The organism is Streptomyces sp. NPDC033178 (assembly GCF_055577685.1).
The window spans coordinates 339,477-354,605 of record NZ_JBVIPT010000007.1 but is presented as its reverse complement, the minus strand read 5'-3'; the positions used below and the strand labels follow the sequence as shown (position 1 = coordinate 354,605).

13 protein-coding genes and 2 pseudogenes are annotated in these 15,129 nt (G+C 70.9%); 9 read left to right on the top strand and 6 right to left on the bottom strand.

Going from position 1 to position 15,129, the window contains the following annotated elements; all coding sequences use genetic code 11:
- Window positions 1-45 precede the first annotated feature (45 nt).
- Window positions 46-837 carry a hypothetical protein gene (locus ACZ5VQ_RS20105; protein ID WP_362080700.1) on the top strand — a complete coding sequence of 264 codons (792 nt, stop codon included), beginning with the start codon at window positions 46-48 and terminating at the stop codon, window positions 835-837.
- Window positions 838-968: 131 nt separating this feature from the next.
- On the opposite strand, the pseudogene ACZ5VQ_RS20100 reads toward ACZ5VQ_RS20105, so the two are convergent.
- From ACZ5VQ_RS20100 to ACZ5VQ_RS20090, 3 genes and pseudogenes are all read right to left on the bottom strand, one after another.
- Window positions 969-1,127: pseudogene (locus tag ACZ5VQ_RS20100) on the bottom strand (response regulator transcription factor); the annotation flags it as partial.
- 701 nt (window positions 1,128-1,828) lie between these two features.
- Window positions 1,829-2,731 carry an LLM class F420-dependent oxidoreductase gene (locus tag ACZ5VQ_RS20095; RefSeq protein ID WP_469106145.1) on the bottom strand — a complete coding sequence of 301 codons (903 nt, stop codon included), beginning with the start codon at window positions 2,729-2,731 and terminating at the stop codon, window positions 1,829-1,831.
- An 80-nt stretch (window positions 2,732-2,811) separates the two neighbouring features.
- Window positions 2,812-4,044 (bottom strand): amidohydrolase family protein, encoded by a 1,233-nt coding sequence (locus ACZ5VQ_RS20090; RefSeq protein ID WP_469106057.1) that lies wholly within the window; start codon window positions 4,042-4,044, stop codon window positions 2,812-2,814.
- Between the two features lie 223 nt (window positions 4,045-4,267).
- Between ACZ5VQ_RS20090 and afsR the strand changes: the two genes are divergently transcribed.
- The 6 genes and pseudogenes from afsR to ACZ5VQ_RS20060 all read left to right on the top strand — a co-directional run bounded on the left by afsR (window position 4,268) and on the right by ACZ5VQ_RS20060 (window position 10,247).
- Window positions 4,268-7,231 (top strand): SARP-family global regulator AfsR, encoded by a 2,964-nt coding sequence (gene afsR / locus ACZ5VQ_RS20085; protein WP_469106056.1) that lies wholly within the window; start codon window positions 4,268-4,270, stop codon window positions 7,229-7,231.
- A gap of 215 nt (window positions 7,232-7,446) precedes the next feature.
- The gene (locus tag ACZ5VQ_RS20080) at window positions 7,447-7,665 is read left to right on the top strand and encodes a hypothetical protein (protein WP_469106055.1); all 219 of its coding nucleotides are present in this window, start codon (window positions 7,447-7,449) and stop codon (window positions 7,663-7,665) included.
- 182 nt (window positions 7,666-7,847) lie between these two features.
- Window positions 7,848-8,045, top strand: coding sequence for a hypothetical protein (locus tag ACZ5VQ_RS20075; RefSeq protein WP_469106054.1), 198 nt, complete (start codon window positions 7,848-7,850; stop codon window positions 8,043-8,045).
- A gap of 134 nt (window positions 8,046-8,179) precedes the next feature.
- Window positions 8,180-8,720 (top strand): annotated as a pseudogene (locus ACZ5VQ_RS20070) (Scr1 family TA system antitoxin-like transcriptional regulator).
- Window positions 8,721-9,061: 341 nt separating this feature from the next.
- Window positions 9,062-10,126 carry a hypothetical protein gene (locus ACZ5VQ_RS20065; protein WP_469106053.1) on the top strand — a complete coding sequence of 355 codons (1,065 nt, stop codon included), beginning with the start codon at window positions 9,062-9,064 and terminating at the stop codon, window positions 10,124-10,126.
- Window positions 10,107-10,247, top strand: coding sequence for a hypothetical protein (locus tag ACZ5VQ_RS20060; RefSeq protein ID WP_469106052.1), 141 nt, complete (start codon window positions 10,107-10,109; stop codon window positions 10,245-10,247). Before ACZ5VQ_RS20065 ends, ACZ5VQ_RS20060 begins: the two co-directional genes overlap by 20 nt.
- A 255-nt stretch (window positions 10,248-10,502) precedes the next feature.
- On the opposite strand, the gene ACZ5VQ_RS20055 is transcribed toward ACZ5VQ_RS20060, so the two are convergent.
- The 3 genes from ACZ5VQ_RS20055 to ACZ5VQ_RS20045 form a co-directional block, all read right to left on the bottom strand.
- On the bottom strand, window positions 10,503-11,747 hold the full coding sequence (locus ACZ5VQ_RS20055; protein ID WP_469106051.1) for a serine hydrolase domain-containing protein: 1,245 nt from the start codon (window positions 11,745-11,747) through the stop codon (window positions 10,503-10,505).
- 201 nt (window positions 11,748-11,948) lie between these two features.
- A complete protein-coding gene (locus ACZ5VQ_RS20050) occupies window positions 11,949-12,608 on the bottom strand; it encodes a response regulator (protein ID WP_383393992.1) in 660 nt (219 codons plus the stop codon).
- Window positions 12,596-13,879 carry a sensor histidine kinase gene (locus ACZ5VQ_RS20045; protein WP_469106050.1) on the bottom strand — a complete coding sequence of 428 codons (1,284 nt, stop codon included), beginning with the start codon at window positions 13,877-13,879 and terminating at the stop codon, window positions 12,596-12,598. Before ACZ5VQ_RS20045 ends, ACZ5VQ_RS20050 begins: the two co-directional genes overlap by 13 nt.
- 238 nt (window positions 13,880-14,117) lie before the next feature.
- Here ACZ5VQ_RS20045 and ACZ5VQ_RS20040 point away from each other — a divergent pair, with 238 nt between their 5' ends.
- Window positions 14,118-14,360 (top strand): hypothetical protein, encoded by a 243-nt coding sequence (locus ACZ5VQ_RS20040; RefSeq protein ID WP_469106049.1) that lies wholly within the window; start codon window positions 14,118-14,120, stop codon window positions 14,358-14,360.
- Complete coding sequence (locus ACZ5VQ_RS20035) at window positions 14,357-15,127, top strand: ABC transporter ATP-binding protein (protein WP_469106048.1); 771 nt, start codon at window positions 14,357-14,359, stop codon at window positions 15,125-15,127. The genes ACZ5VQ_RS20040 and ACZ5VQ_RS20035 overlap by 4 nt, the downstream gene beginning before the upstream one ends.
- Window positions 15,128-15,129 lie beyond the last annotated feature (2 nt).

Genomic DNA, 15,129 nt, shown 5'->3' with positions numbered 1-15,129 from the left:
CTCCCCCAGAAGCCTTCCCCCTACTCCCCGTACAGGAGAAACACCATGACACGCACCGGTCGCGGCGGAAGCCACCGGAGCAAGAAGAAGCGCGTCCTTCTCTTCCTGGCGCCGGTCGCCGCCCTGGGCCTGGCCGTCCCGCTGATGTACAGCGCGGGCGCCGCCACCCCCGACGAGGTGGCCGCCGACTGCGGTGCGGACTCGGACAAGCTGGAGAACTGCGAGTTCGTCGACGTCCAGGCCAAGGCCAACAGTCTCGGCCCCAACGAGCGGGTCACCAGCGTGACCGACAACTGCGGAATCACCTCCGCCGCGACGAAGACGTTCAGCGGAACCGCGGCCGTGACCAGGGTGATCCAGACAGGGGATGGATTCTCCGTGGACGGCGGCACGAAGCTCGGGAACTCGTTCTTCGAGATCGGTGCCAAGTTCAGCACCACGGAAATCAACATCAAGCGCGACGACACCACGTCCTCGTTCTCCTTCACCAGAAGCGACACGGTGAAGGCGGACCACATCGCCTTCTTCATGTGGTCCCACAAACGCACCGATGTGAGCGGATTCCTGCGGGCCACCTACAAGGAGGCCCAGGACGGCCAGAAGGTGTTCTTCTCCCCCAGTGAGGGGGCCGCCACCGTGCACGTCTTCTATCCGCAGCTCCTGGCCAGTGGAACACCCGACGGCCGCCTCTGGCTGCGCAATGTGCAGTGCGGCACACCGGAGGCCGACGGAATCATCAACAGCGGGAACAGCATTCGCACCGAACCCGGATTCGGCGAGGGCGGCGCGAACGTCACCGACGTCGAAGTTCCCCTGTCGGAAGTCTCGGTGTCATAGCGACACCGACAAGCGGACGAAATCAGGAGCGAGCCCCCGGCACGGATACACGGGGGCTGGCTCCCACACCCGAACAGATCGTTCTCACACGCGAATGGAGAGCGCTGCCCCAGCCACTTCACAACCGCTTCCGTGCTCCCCCGGGCGTCCAGCTTGGCGTAGATGTTGCTGAGGTTGTTGCGGACGGTCTTCTCGCTCAGACCTAACCGCAGGCTGATCTCCTGGGCGCCGAGGCCGGTCGAGAGCAGTTCCATGATCTCCCGCTCCCGGGGCGAGAGCTGGGAGCGCATCCGCTCCGTCGCCTCCCCGCCACCCGGCATCCGCCCGGCGGCCTCCCGCAGTGCGGCGCACGCGGTCGGCGAGAGGTAGGTGTGGCCGACCACGGCGGCGACGGCCGCCGCGGACAGCATGGTGGTGCAGTAGTCGCCGTCGACCAGGTAGCCCGCCCCGCCCTGGAACACCCCGACCACCGTCTCGGTGTCCCGCACGGGGCTGACGACGACCACCGGGGCACTCACGGCGCCCATGGCCTTCGACAGCTCCGCGAGGTCGGCCGACGGATCCTGGCACCGGAGAACGACGACGTCCGCCGCACCCTCCAACGGGCTTTCCCGGAGGGCGCGGTAGGGCGGGGACACGGACAGCACCCGGCTCACGTAGGGGTCGTCCGCGACCGGCCAGTCCTCGTACGGCCAGTCGCCGTCACCGTCGGCGCGGGCGAGCACGACGGTCAGCTTGCGGGAGGGACCCATGGGAAGGATGGTGCCGACGGGCGGGGCGGTGGTGTCTGTGTGCTCGGAGCTGTGCGCGGAACCGTGCTGTGAGCCGTGCATGGAGGTTCGGACGTGCCGGGGGGATCGCACTTCGCGTGTCCTTCCGCCGTAGCCATGACGTCCTTACGTACGCGGCATCGGCGAGTTTTGTTCGAAGTTTCAAGAAAGAACTGTCTGGCTGTCAGACAGGTTCCCCAGGAACGACCTGAAACAGCCGCCTACAACAGCGGGGCGACCTCGGCGCCGAATGCCGCCATCTGGTCGGTGAGTTCGGTGCGGCTCCGGCTGCGGAACCGTACCTGGATCTGGTGCACCCCCATCGCCCGGTACGCGCGCAGCGACTCGGCGAGCGCCTCGGGAGCTCCGGCGAGAGTGCGGCGTCCCACGCTCCACTCCGGCTCCCCCACGTACAGCGGCTCGGTGATCGCGCCGACGGTGAGGGGTTCGACGACCCCCGCCTCCTCTCTCAGCCGTCGGACCCGGGCGATCTGCTCGGGCAGCCGCTCCCGCGGGTCCCCCTGCGGCAGCCACCCGTCGCCCTTGACCGCGGCCCGCCGGACGGCGGCGGGCGAGGACCCGCCGACCCAGACGGGGACCCGTTCCTGCGCGGGCCGGGGCCGCTGCCCGAGCCCCTCGAAGTCGTACAACTTCCCGTGGTGGGTGGGGAATTCATCGGGTCCGAGCGCGGCCCGCAGGGCGTCGACGCATTCGTCGAGCACGGCCCCGCGCCGCTCGAAGTCCACCCCGAGCACCTCGAACTCCTCCTGTACGTGTCCGGCGCCGACCCCGAGGATCAGGCGCCCCCCGCTCAGGTGGTCGAGGGTCGCGTACTGCTTGGCGGTGAGCAGCGGGTGCCGCAGCCCGACGACCGCGACATGGCTCAACAGCCGTACGCGCTCGGTGACTCCCGCCAGGAAGGCGAGGGTGGCGACCGGGTCGTACCAGACCGTGCTCATCGCGGAGGCGAGGCGGCGCGGTATGGCGACGTGGTCGCAGCTCGCGACGTAGTCGAAGCCGGAGCGGTCGGCGGTGCGGGCGATCTCGACGAGATCGGCGGGGCCCGCGTCCGCCTCCCACGCCTCCGCGTAGAGGGTGCTCTGGGACTGGACGGGGAGCTGGATCCCGTAGGTGAAGGACGTGTTGCCGAGACGCGCGTCGCCGGGGGCCGTGCCGTCGGAGGACGCGTTGCCGGGAGGGGCGCTCAACGGGCACCGCCCGGTCCGGCCCACAGCCCGTCGTCGGTCAGCCCCAGGAGCTCGATCGCGTTGCGCCGTACGATCCGGTCGACGACGTCCGCGTCCAGGTGGCCCATCTGCGCCTCGCCGACCTCCCGCGACTTGGGCCAGGTGGAGTCGGAGTGGGGGTAGTCGGTCTCGTACAGCACGTTCCCCACGCCGATGGCGTCGAGGTTCTTCAAACCGAAGGCGTCGTCGAAGAAGCACCCGTACACGTGCTCGGTGAAGAGTTCGGACGGCGGGCGGTGGACCTTGTCGGCGACGCCGCCCCAGCCGCGGTTCTCCTCCCACACGACGTCCGCGCGTTCGAGGATGTACGGGATCCAGCCGATCTGGCCCTCCGCGTACATGACCTTGAGGTTGGGGAAGCGCTCGAACTTTCCGCTCATCAGCCAGTCCACCATCGAGAAACAGCAGTTGGCGAAGGTGATGGTGGAGCCGACGGCCGGCGGGGCGTCGGCGGAGGTGGAGGGCATCCGGCTGCTCGACCCGATGTGCATGGCGATGACCGTGCCGGTCTCGTCGCAGGCGGCGAGGAACGGATCCCACTCGTCCGTATGAACGGAGGGCAGTCCGAGGTGCGGAGGTATCTCGGAGAAGGCGACGGCCCGTACTCCACGGGAGGCGTTGCGCCGCACCTCCTGCGCGGCGAGTTCCGCGTCCCACAGAGGTATGAGGGTGAGCGGTATCAGCCGGCCCCGGGCGTCGGGGCCGCACCACTCGTCGACCATCCAGTCGTTGTACGCGCGCACCGAGAGGAGCCCCAGTTCCCGGTCCTTGGCCTCGGTGAAGGTCTGGCCGCAGAAGCGGGGGAAGGTGGGGAAACAGAGGGCGGACTGGACGTGGTTGACGTCCATGTCGGCCAGCCTCTGCGGGACGTCGTACGACCCCGGGCGCATCTGCTCGTACGTGATGACTTCGAGTTTGATCTCGTCCCTGTCGTATCCGACGGCGGTGTCGAGACGGGTGAGGGGGCGGTGCAGGTCCTCGTAGACCCACCAGTCGCCGATCGGGCCGTCGTCCCCGGGGTTGCCCATGACCGGGGCGAACTTGCCGCCCAGGAAGGTCATTTCCTTGAGCGGGGCGCGGACTATGCGCGGGCCCCGGTCCCGGTACTGGGACGGGAGCCGGTCCCGCCAGACGTTGGGGGGCTCCACCGTGTGGTCGTCCACCGAGATGATCTTCGGGAAGGTCTCCATGGGTTTTACGGTAGCGCCGATCTGACGGCCCGTCAGCTATCGGGCGGCGGCTCTCTGGAATGCGGGAACCTCGTCACGGGGTTGCGGGGAGGGGGTGTGGGCCCTGTGAGGGCTTGCGCCACTCGGCACGGCGGCCTGTGATCGGTGTCTCCCACGGCTGACGCATCCGCCATGAACAAGGCAAACTGGCCTGGTTGTCATGACGTTTCGGCAGGGGGCAGCGATGGACGGTGTACCGCGAGTACCGGAGCAGTGGCGTCCCGATGATTCGGCGGCGCTCCGCTTCAGCGTGCTCGGCCCGGTGCGCGCCTGGCGTGGGGCGGATTCCCTACCCACCGGGTCCCCTCAACAACGTGCCCTGCTGGCGGCCCTGCTGCTCCGCGAGGGCCGCACGGCCACGGCGGGCGAGCTGATCGACGCGCTGTGGGGGGAGGAGCCGCCTTCACAGGCACTGGCGGCCGTTCGTACGTATGCGTCGCGGTTGCGGAAGATCCTTTCGCCGGGGGTTCTGGTGAGTGAGTCGGGCGGGTACGCCGTCCGCCTCACCGACGAGTCCGGCGTGGGCGCTTCGCTGGACCTCGCGCTGGCCCAGGAGCTGGCGGCCGACGCGGAGAAGGCGAAGGCGACGGGCGACCTGTGCCATGCGCGCGCCCTGCTGAACAAGGCGCTGAGTCTGTGGGACGGGGAGGTCCTGGCGAGCGTTCCCGGCCCGTACGCGGAGACCCAGCGCGCCCGCCTGGAGGAGTGGCGGCTCCAGCTCGTCGAGTCCCGGCTGGACATGGACCTGGAGCAGGGCTGCCACGCGGAGGCGATCTCCGAACTCACGGCGCTCACCGCGGCCCACCCCCTGCGGGAACGGCTGCGCGAGCTGCTGATGCTGGCGCTGTACCGCTCGGGCCGGCAGGCGGAGGCCCTGGCCGCCTACGCGGACACCCGCCGGCTGCTGGCGGACGAACTGGGCGTGGACCCGCGGCCCGGTCTGCAGGAACTCCAGCAGCGCATCCTGCAGGCGGACCCGGGGCTCGCGGAGCCCTCGGCCCCGCTGGCCCCCGAGACCGCGGCCGCGCCGGTGCGGCCCGCCCAACTTCCCGCCACCGTCTCGGACTTCACCGGCCGGACGTCCTTCGTGACCGAGCTGAGCGAGGTGCTGGCGGCGGCGTCGGCGTCCGAGGGCCAGGTGATGGCGGTGTCGGCGCTGGCCGGCATCGGCGGCGTGGGCAAGACGACGCTGGCCGTCCATGTCGCGCACCGGGCCCGGAGCGCCTTCCCGGACGGACAGCTGTACGTGGACCTTCAGGGAGCGGGCTCACGGGCGGTCGCCCCCGAGACGGTCCTCGGCGCCTTCCTGCGCGCCCTGGGCACGGCCGACTCGGCGATACCCGACTCCCTGGAGGAGCGGGCGGCCCTGTACCGCTCGACCCTGGACGGCCGCCGGATCCTGGTGCTGCTGGACAACGCACGGGACGCGGCCCAGGTACGCCCCCTGCTGCCCGGCATGGAGGGGTGCGCGGCGCTGGTGACGTCGCGGGTGCGGATGGTCGACCTGGCCGGGGCCCATCTGGTCGACCTGGACGTGATGTCGCCGGAGGAGGCGCTTCAGCTCTTCACGAAGATCGTGGGCGAGGAGCGGGTGGCCTCGGAGCGCGAGTCGGCCCTTGACGTGGTGGCGGCGTGCGGATTCCTGCCCCTCGCGATCAGGATCGCCGCCTCCCGCCTGGCGGCCCGGCGCACATGGACGGTCTCGGTCCTCGCCGCGAAGCTCGCCGACGAACGACGCCGGCTGGACGAACTCCAGGCGGGCGACCTGGCCGTGAAGGCGACCTTCGAGCTCGGCTACGGGCAGCTGGAGCCGACCCAGGCCCGCGCGTTCCGGCTGCTCGGACTGGCGGACGGCCCGGACATCTCCCTGGCGGCCGCCGCGGCGATGCTCGATCTGCCGGTCGAGGAGACCGAGGACCTCCTCGAATCCCTCGTCGACACCTCACTGCTGGAGTCGGCCGCGCCCGGCCGCTACCGCTACCACGACCTGGTACGGCTCTACGCGCGTGCGTGCGCGGAGCGGGACGAACAGCCACCGAGCGAACGGGCGGCCGCGATGTCGCGGATGCTCGACTTCTACCTGTCCACGGCCGCCGGGGTCTATGCGATCGAGCGGCCCGGGGACCGGCTGGTGGACCACCTGGAGCCCACGGAGTACGCCGGGCTGGGGTTCAACGAGGGCGCGGCTGCCCTCGACTGGCTGTACACCGAGGCGGCTTCGCTGCTGGCCTGTGTACGGCAGTCCGTCGGCACGGACAGACTTCGGCGCGCGGTCGACCTCCTCTGGGCGGCCAAGGACCTGACCGAGTCGGGCGCCAACTCCCACCAGTACGAGACGACGGCCAGGGCGATGTGCGAGGCCACCCGGCTCGCGGGGGACCTCCGCGCGGAAGGCCGGGCCCGGACGATCCTCACCGACGTCCTCCTGGTCTCCGGCCGTATCGAGCAGGCGGAGGAGGAGGCGCGCCTCGCCATGGAACTCGCGGGCGACGCGCAGGACGCCACTGCCATCAGCTGGGTGGCCAACAACCGCGGACTCATCTGCCTGCACCAAGGCCGGCCCGCGGACGGCAAGGCCTTCTTCGACCAGGCCATAGAGGGTCTGCGGGCAGCCGGCAACCGACCGTTCGAAGCGACCAGCCTGTGCAACCTCTCACGCGCCCACCTCGGTATGGGCAGCGTCGCCAAGGCGGTGGAGATCGCACAGCGTGGCGTCGAGATACACGCCGAGTTCGGCCGGACGGTGCGCCTCGCCAACAGCCACTACGCCGTGGGCATCGCCCTGCACAGGGCGGGCCGGCACACCGAGGCGCTCGGTCACTTCTCCGAAGCCCTGGGCATCCTCCACGACCACCGGCAACGGCTCTGGGAGGGGACCACGCACTTCCGGATCGCCGAGGTGCACCTCGCCGCCCGTCGTCCCGCGCAGGCTGCCCAGCACGCCGAACAGGCGCTCGCGCTCAGGTGCATCGGCGGCGACCGCATGCGGGGCAACGTCCTGACGCTCCTGGGGCGTGCGCTCTCCGTTCTGGGGCAGGTGGACCGGGCCAGGGCCTGCTGGCGCGAGGCGCTCAACCTGTACGAACAGAGCGGCGCCGAGGAGGCAGCCGAGGTACGCGCCCTGCTCACGCCTGCCACGGCGGCTTGAGCTCCGGGCCTCCCACCAGTGCGGATGCTGCCGTTCAGCATTCGTTTATCGGCGCGCGGCACTCTCTACCTGTCACACCGTCGCGTCGGGGGGCAGACGGTCTGACCAGGAGCCCAACGGCTAATGTGCGGCTCCGAACGCCCGTCCAGCGACCCTCGGGGGAGTTTCTGGGCGGGCGTTCCTCACTCGTTCACCACAACGGAGGATTCAGGCCCATGAGTGACACGAAGAAGGACACGGACGCCGTACTGCCGGACGACTCGGTCAAGGACGAGACCGCCACCACGCTGGACAACCCGATGCCCACGCCGCCGGTCAAGCCGGACGTCACGACGCTGGACAACCCGATGCCCACGCCGCCGGTCAAGCCGGACGTCACGACGCTGGACAACCCGATGCCCGCGCCGCCCTCGCTCGGCGTGGACAACAAGTAGAGACCTTCTCCTGACGGGGATCGGCCGCGGTGGCGCGGAGGGGGAGCCACCGCGGCCGAAGTCTGTCCGGCACCGGTTCGGGCCATGGATTGGCCCGAACTGTTCGATGGGATCGAACAATCGCCCCCTGTACCGCTAGCGTCACTTGCTGTTCGGAAGTCCCCTCCCCCACAGGAGCCGAGATGACCCGTACCAAGAAGACCCTCGCCACGATCGCCCTGATGCTCGGCGTCACCGCCGCAGCCGCGAGCCCGGCCCTGGCCGACAACGGCATGCCCGTTGCGCCGCTGGACAACGGTATGCCTGTTGCGCCGCTGGACAACGGTATGCCGGTCGCCCCTCCGGACAACGGCATGCCCGTGGTCCCGGTCGCTCCGTAAGGCAGCACTTCCCCGATGGGGGCCGAGCCCACCCGGCTCGGCCCCCATCGCCGTATCCGCCCCTGGCACCCCGGGGGTGAGTGCGTACCCGCGAAGGTCGGCAGGTCGACGTGCAAGGAGGGGAGGGTGATGCCGTGGGCGGCGAGGGCGGTGCGGAGTTCGCCTTCTACGGCGCCGAGTTGCGCCATCAGAGGGAGTTGGCGGGCCTCACGCTCGAACAGCTGGCGGAAGGGAGCTTCCGAGGCATCCCCTTCCTGAGCCAGATCGAGCGAGGTGAGCGGCGCATGCCGCTGGACCTGGCCCGGCACGTCGACAAGGTTCTGAGGACTGACGGCTTCTTCGAGCGCCGTACCGGCCGCTCAGATGGCCGAGTTGCTGGAGCAGATCGCGGAGGTGGTCCGGACCACGCGCTTCATTCTGCAGATCGTTCCGGAAACCGCGGCTGCCCATCCGTTCATGATGGGCATGACCAAGATCATGACCTTCGCGGACGCCCCTCCCGTGGTGTACGTCGAGAGTCTGCACAGCGGCCAAGTCATCGACTGCCCGGCGCTCGTGAAGCAGTACCGAGAGTCGTACGATCTGCGCAGGGCCGCCGCACTGCCGCCTGAGGCGTCCCTCGCCATGATCGAGGATGCGGTAGAGGACTATCGAGAAGGCAAGCACCGAGATTGACTTGAGCGCCGCTCTCTGGCGCAAGAGCAGCAACGGCACCGGCACCGGCACCGGCGGTGATTGCGTCGAAGCAGCCCCAACCTCCCCGGAGTCATCACCGTCCGCGACTCCAAGTCCAAGGCCAGCCCAGTACTCCTGATCGGCGCCACCCCCTGCCCCACCTTCATCACAGAACCGCTGCCCCCTCTCCCGCAGGAGTGATGGGAAGAAACGGGACACCCACAGCACTCCTCAGCCACCTCCAACCGTCCCAAACCTTCCAATCACCCCCCTACATCCACCCGCGCCATCGTTATCCACAGGCCGAGGTGGAGTGGATCTGGCTCCGGGATCCTGGGGGCGTGGATCACAGGGACCCCCTGCTCACCCTCGCCGAGGACGGCGTGCTGCTCTCCTCCCGTGCCCTCGCGGCCGGGTGGGGGCGCCGCGCGCTTTCCCGGGCGCTCGGGAGAGAGGGCTGGACCCGGATTCGGGCCGGGGCTTGGGCCGTGCCCGGGCGCGACGTGGACCTCCCCACCCGCCTCCGGGGCGTGCAGCTCCTGCGGCCGCAGCTCGTCGTGAGTCACCGCTCGGCGGCCGCAATCTGGGGGATCGAGACGCTTGGCCCGGTAGCCCCAGCCCGGAGTCCCCTGGAGTTCATCGATCCCGAGTGCCTCATTCGCCGGCAGGACAAGGGCGTGCTCGTCCACCGCATGGCCCTCGGAGAAGGAGACCTCGCCCGGAGGAATGGCCTGCGCGTGACGGACGTCGGCCGTACGCTCGCCGACCTCCTCCGGAGCGGGCCCCGGGACGAGGCCCTCGTCGCCGTCGAGTCAGCCCTCACCTGGCGAAGGGTCGGGGGTGTCCGCCGCCCGCCCCGCACGACCAGGTCAGCGATCGCCCTCGCGCTCGAAGCCCCCGCGCGGGGAGCGGAAAGAGCGGACCGCTGGTTACGGCTCGCCGATCCGAACGCCGGGTCACCCGCCGAGACCATCGCACGCCTGCGCCTGCACGACGCGGGTCTTCGCCCAGAGAGCCAGGCCGAACTCCGTACGCCCGACGGCCGCCGCCGCTACCTGGACTTCCTCTTCCGGGCCGAGGGGTTGGCCGTCGAGATCGAGGGATACGCCTACCACGGCACCCGGGAGTCCCACCGCCGGGACATCGACCGCTTCAACCAGGTCCTCCAGTGCCCCGAGGTCCGCCTTCTCCTCCGCTACACCGCGGCGCACGTTTTCCACCGCCCCGGGGACATGGTCGAGGAGATCCGCGCCGCTCTCTCCAAGCTCCGGGAGGACCGCGGCTCAGGAAGCCCGGGAACCCAGCGCCCCTCGGAACACCCCGCGCGGCCGGTCCCACCGGCCGTACCGTGGGCACGGCACGGCACGGTCTCAGGGAAGGATCAGGATGACCGCACAGCACATTGAGCCCGGCGGGCCCCTCATCCTCCGGCCGAGCGAACACCCGGCGCCCTGCGCGTGGCGCGGCGTCATGGACGAACTACGCAACCTCCACTCCTCCGCCCGGGAGTCGGTCACCCGTTACTGACTGGCGCTGGGAGGCTCGGGGTACGACCCGGGCGAACCCATGTCATCGGCGGTGACACCCCGCGCCGCCCGCCTTTGTCGCAGAGGTGGAGAAGTCTGCGGACGAGTTCGTGCGAGCCGCTGATGCACGCATCTCGACGGCGGCCAGTACCAAGGGGCAGGCGAAGGCGTCAGGTAGACCTTCACTTCGAATCACCACAGCGACCGGCCGCGGCAACCCCGGAGGGAGGGTCGTCGCGGCCGGGGCAACCCGGTCTCAGGCGCAGAGTTCGCCGTCGATCAGGTTGTTCTGGGCCTTCTCGGTGGAGAGGTCGGAGGCGCCGTCGCCGGTCGCGTGCAGGACCACGGACCGGCGGCCGTCCGGGCTGACGCCGTCGCGGGTGGTGGAGCCGGGGAGGTCGCCTCCGTGGCCGTAGTAGACGCCGCCGCAGGTCAGCGGGACCTCCATCAGGCCCAGGCCGTAGCGCGCGCCGGGCCATACGGGGTCCATCTCCGCGGCCCGTACGGTCGTCTTCATCTCCGCGAGCTGCGCCGGGCGGAGCAACTTGCCGCCCAGGAGCGCCTGGTGGAAGCGGGTCAGGTCGGCGGTCGTACCGATCATGGCGCCGGCCGCGCCCCCCGCCGACGGGTTGAACGCGGTGGTGTCGATCGTCGGCCCGGTCTTCCCGAAGTCGGAGTAGCCGTGCAGGTGGCGGCCGCGGATCCTGGGGTCCGTCGTCGGGGCGGAGGTGTCGCGCAGGCCCAGCGGGCGGATGATGCGCTTGGTGACCTGCTGCTCCCAGCTGTGCCCGGTGACCTTCTCGATGATCATTCCGGCGAGGATGTAGTTGGTGTTGGAGTACGACCACTTGGCGCCGGGCTCGAAGTCCGGGGCGTGCCGCATCGCGATGCCGACCAGCTGTTCCGGGGTCCAGGTGGTGTAGCGGCCCGCCTGGTAGGCGTCCACGCTGGTCAGCATGGGGAAGTCCGCGGTGTAGTTGAACAGCCCGCTGGTGTGCTGGAGCAGCTGCCGCACGGTGATCCTGCTGCCGTCGTTGCCGTTGCCGGACACCACTCCCGGCAGCCAGTGCTCCACGGTGTCGTCCAGCGACAGGCGTCCCTCGCCGACGAGTTGGAGTACGACCGTGGCGACGAACGTCTTGCTGGCGCTGGCCATCCGGAACCGGTCGCCGGAGCGCGCGGCCGCGCCGGTGGCCTTGTCTGCAACCCCGGCGGTGGCGTACCGGGAGCCCCGCGGCCCCGTCGACTGGGCAACGACACCGACGCTCCCGGTCTTCAGGATCGCGTCCACGTCCGCCTGAAGCGCCTTGTCACGCGCCTTGTTGAGTGCCTTGTCCTGCGCCTTGTTGAGTGTCTTGTCCTGCGCCTTGTCCTGCGCCTTGTTGAGCGTCGGCTTCGCCGCCTGGTCCGTCGCGCCCGCCGCGGGCAGGGTCAGTCCGATGCCGGCCAGGGCCGTCACCAGTGTCGTGGCCACGATGCGGGACGTGAGCTTCGTCTTCATGGGGGCGGGCTCCTTGCGGGTCGGTCGTCGTACCGCCGTTGCGGTGTGATCACCAACCTAGGAATTCCGGGCCCGCGTCACGATCCGGCTGCCTGGCCGTTCGGTACGGGTGCTCGCTCCCCTTCGGCGGTAGCGCCTGCTGTACCGGACCCGCCCCGACCTCGGCCAACACCGCTGAGATCTAAGGCTGGTGACGGTACCTCAGGTGCGGCGCCGTGCGTCGTCGAGGTAGCGCAGGACCGCCGCGACCCGCCGGTCCACCTGGTCGGCGGGCGACAGGTCGAGCTTGGCGAAGATGCTGCGGATGTGCTTGTGGACGGCGCCGTCCGTGACGACGAGCCGTTCGGCGATGGCGCCGTTGCCCAGTCCCTCGGCCATCAGCCCGAGCACGTCGCGCTCGCGCGGGCTGAGCCGCTCCAGACGGGTGTCCTGGCGGCTGCGCGTGAAGAGCTGCGCCACGACCTCCGGGTCGATGGCCGTGCCCCCGGCGGCCACCCGGTTGAGCGCGTCGAGGAACTCCTCGACCCGGCCGACCCGTTCCTTGAGCAGGTAGCCGAGCCCGGTGACCCCACCGACGAGCAGCTCCGTGGCGAAGGACTGCTCGACGTACGCCGACAGGACGAGGACCGCGAGATCGGGCCTGCGCCGCCGGGCCTCGACGGCCGCGACGATCCCCTCGTCGGTGTGCGTCGGCGGCATCCGTACGTCGAGGATGGCGACGTCGGGCTTGTGGGTGTCGATGGCGTCGAGGATGCCGTCGGCGGTTCCGGCGGTGGCCACCACGTCGAGGCCCTCCGCGCGCAGCAGCAGGGCAAGTCCCTCCCGCAGCAGCGGGTCGTCCTCGGCGATCACAATCCGCATGGCAGGTCCACCTTGAGAGTCGTCGGGCCGCCGGGTGGGCTGGCCAGGTCGAGGGTGCCGTCGTGGGCCGCGATGCGGCGGCGGATGCCGGTGAGCCCGGAGCCGCCCGCCTCGTCGGCGCCGCCGCGGCCGTCGTCGGTGATGTCAAGTTGCAGCCGGCCGCCACGGCTGCGGACCGTGACGGTGGCGCTCTTCGCCCCGCTGTGCTTGGCGATGTTGGTCAGCGTCTCGGCGACCACGAAGTAGGCGCTGGCCTCCACGGACGCGGCGCACCGCTCGGGCGCCTCGACATCGATCCGGCAGGGCACCGGGCAGCTCGCGGCGAGTCCGGTGAGCGCACCGGCGAGACCGCGGTCGGCCAGTACGGGCGGCAGGATGCCCCGGGCGACCGAGCGCAGTTCGGCGAGGGCCTGCTCGGCGGCGCTCTGGGCCCGTTCGAGGAGTTCGTCGGCGCCCGCCGGGTCGCGGGCCACCATGCGGCGGGCGGCGCCGAGCAGCACGGTGACGGTGACGAGCCGGTTCTGGGTGCCGTCGTGCAACGAGCGCTCGATGCGCCGCAGTTCGGTGGCGTGGGCGTCCAGGGCGGCCGCCCGGGTGGCGGTGAGTTCCGCGACGCGCAGGGACAGGTCGGTGTCGGGTCCGGCCGCGAGGAGGGTGCGTCCGGGGCGCGCCTGGAGCCGTGCCATGGCGGGGGTGAGGCCCAGGATGATCGCGATCCAGCCGAGCCCCAGCAGAGTCACGCCGAGGGCGTCGGCCCAGCCCTGGGCATGGCCGAGGCCCACGGACGTACTGGTCGCGTTCTCCGGCATGAGGCGCCAGTACAGCGGGAACAGCGCGTCGCGTACGGCCATCAGCGGCAGCAGCAGCGCGATCAGACCGAGCAGCAGCCCGAGCGTGCCGTGCCGGGACAGCCAGCGCAGCTCCCGCCGGGTGGTCGGGTCGACGAGGGCGAGCCGCAGCCGGGTCGGTGCCGGGTCGGGTCCGATGATCTCGGGGCCCCACCGGGCGAGCCGGTGGCGTTCACGGTCGGCGAGGGAGTGCAGGACGCGCAGCACGGCGGGGGCCATGAGCAGCCCGACGCCCACGACGGACGTCACGGCGGCGACGGCCAGCCAGACCAGCACGGCCAGCGCGAGCATCGCGGTCCCGAGCCCGCCGATGAGCTGTCCGAGCGCGCCGCCGGCGGCCTCGGCGGTCCGGATCGCGCTTGCCCTGATCCCGGGCGGGCCCGCGTCGGCCGGCCCACCGTGCCGGGTCGTGGAGGTCGACATCCGCCCCCTCCCTTCCTTCTTGCCTTCGCACCTTCGCCAACGGCCTTCCACGGCCGCGCAGTTCTGACGCCGCACAAGCCCGGGGGCTCGGTCAGGAGCCTAGAGGTACAGCCTGCTGTACCCCGAGTCGGGCTGCTGGCGGGCTCGGCCGCGCAGGGTGGTGATCCGTAGCTTCGAAGCATGGAAGCGGGACCCGCCCAAGGGCCCCCGGAACGCGACGAGTTCGGAGAGAACAGCCATGACGACCACGGACCCCTACCGCCTCACCAGCGGCACCGAGACCCCGGACGAGAGGGGGCCCGGCGTGCAGCGGGCCGACATCGTGCGTACGACGCTGTGGCTGGTGCTGGTCATCAGCACCGTCGGCAACATGGTGGCCTCCTACGGCGCCGCCTCCACCCAGCTCCACCTGGCCTGCGGCGCCGTCACCGCACTGTGCGTGACCGCGCTCGTCACCCGCCACCTGCGGGGCCGGCGATGAGCGGCGTCCACGCGGGAGCCGGCGCCGGACACCCGATGGCGACCCGGACCGCTCCCGCCATCGAGCTGGCGAACGTCAGCAAGACGTACGCGGGAGGGGTCCACGCCCTCGACGACGTGTCGCTGGCCGTGGAGCACGGCACGTTCCTCGCCGTGATGGGGCCCTCCGGGTCCGGCAAGAGCACGCTGATGCACTGCGCGGCCGGTCTTGACTCCCCGACCTCGGGCAGCATCCGGATCGGCGGCCAGGAGATCGCCGGGCTGAACGAGACCCGCCGCACCGAACTGCGCCGCGAGCACATCGGGTTCGTGTTCCAGTCCTACAACCTGGTCCCCGCACTCAGCATCGCCGACAACATCACGCTGCCGCTGCGCCTGGCGGGGCGGGCCCCCGACCGGGAGTGGCTGCGGACGCTGGTCGAGCGGGTCGGTCTCGCCGACCGGCTGTCGCACCGGCCCGCCGAGCTCTCCGGCGGCCAGCAGCAACGGGCCGCGATCGTACGGGCGTTGGTGGCCAAGCCGGCCGTCGTGTTCGCCGACGAGCCGACCGGCGCGCTGGATCTGCGCAGCGCCCACGAGGTGCTCGGCCTGCTGCGCGAACTCGTCGACGAGCTGCGCCAGACGGTGGTGATGGTCACCCACGACCCGGCCGCCGCCGCCCAGGCGCACCACGCGGTGGTGATGGCCGACGGCCGGGTGGTCGAGCGCCTGTACCAGCCCACCGCCCCGGAACTGGCCGACCGTCTCGTCAAGCTCGGAGAGGTCTAGAA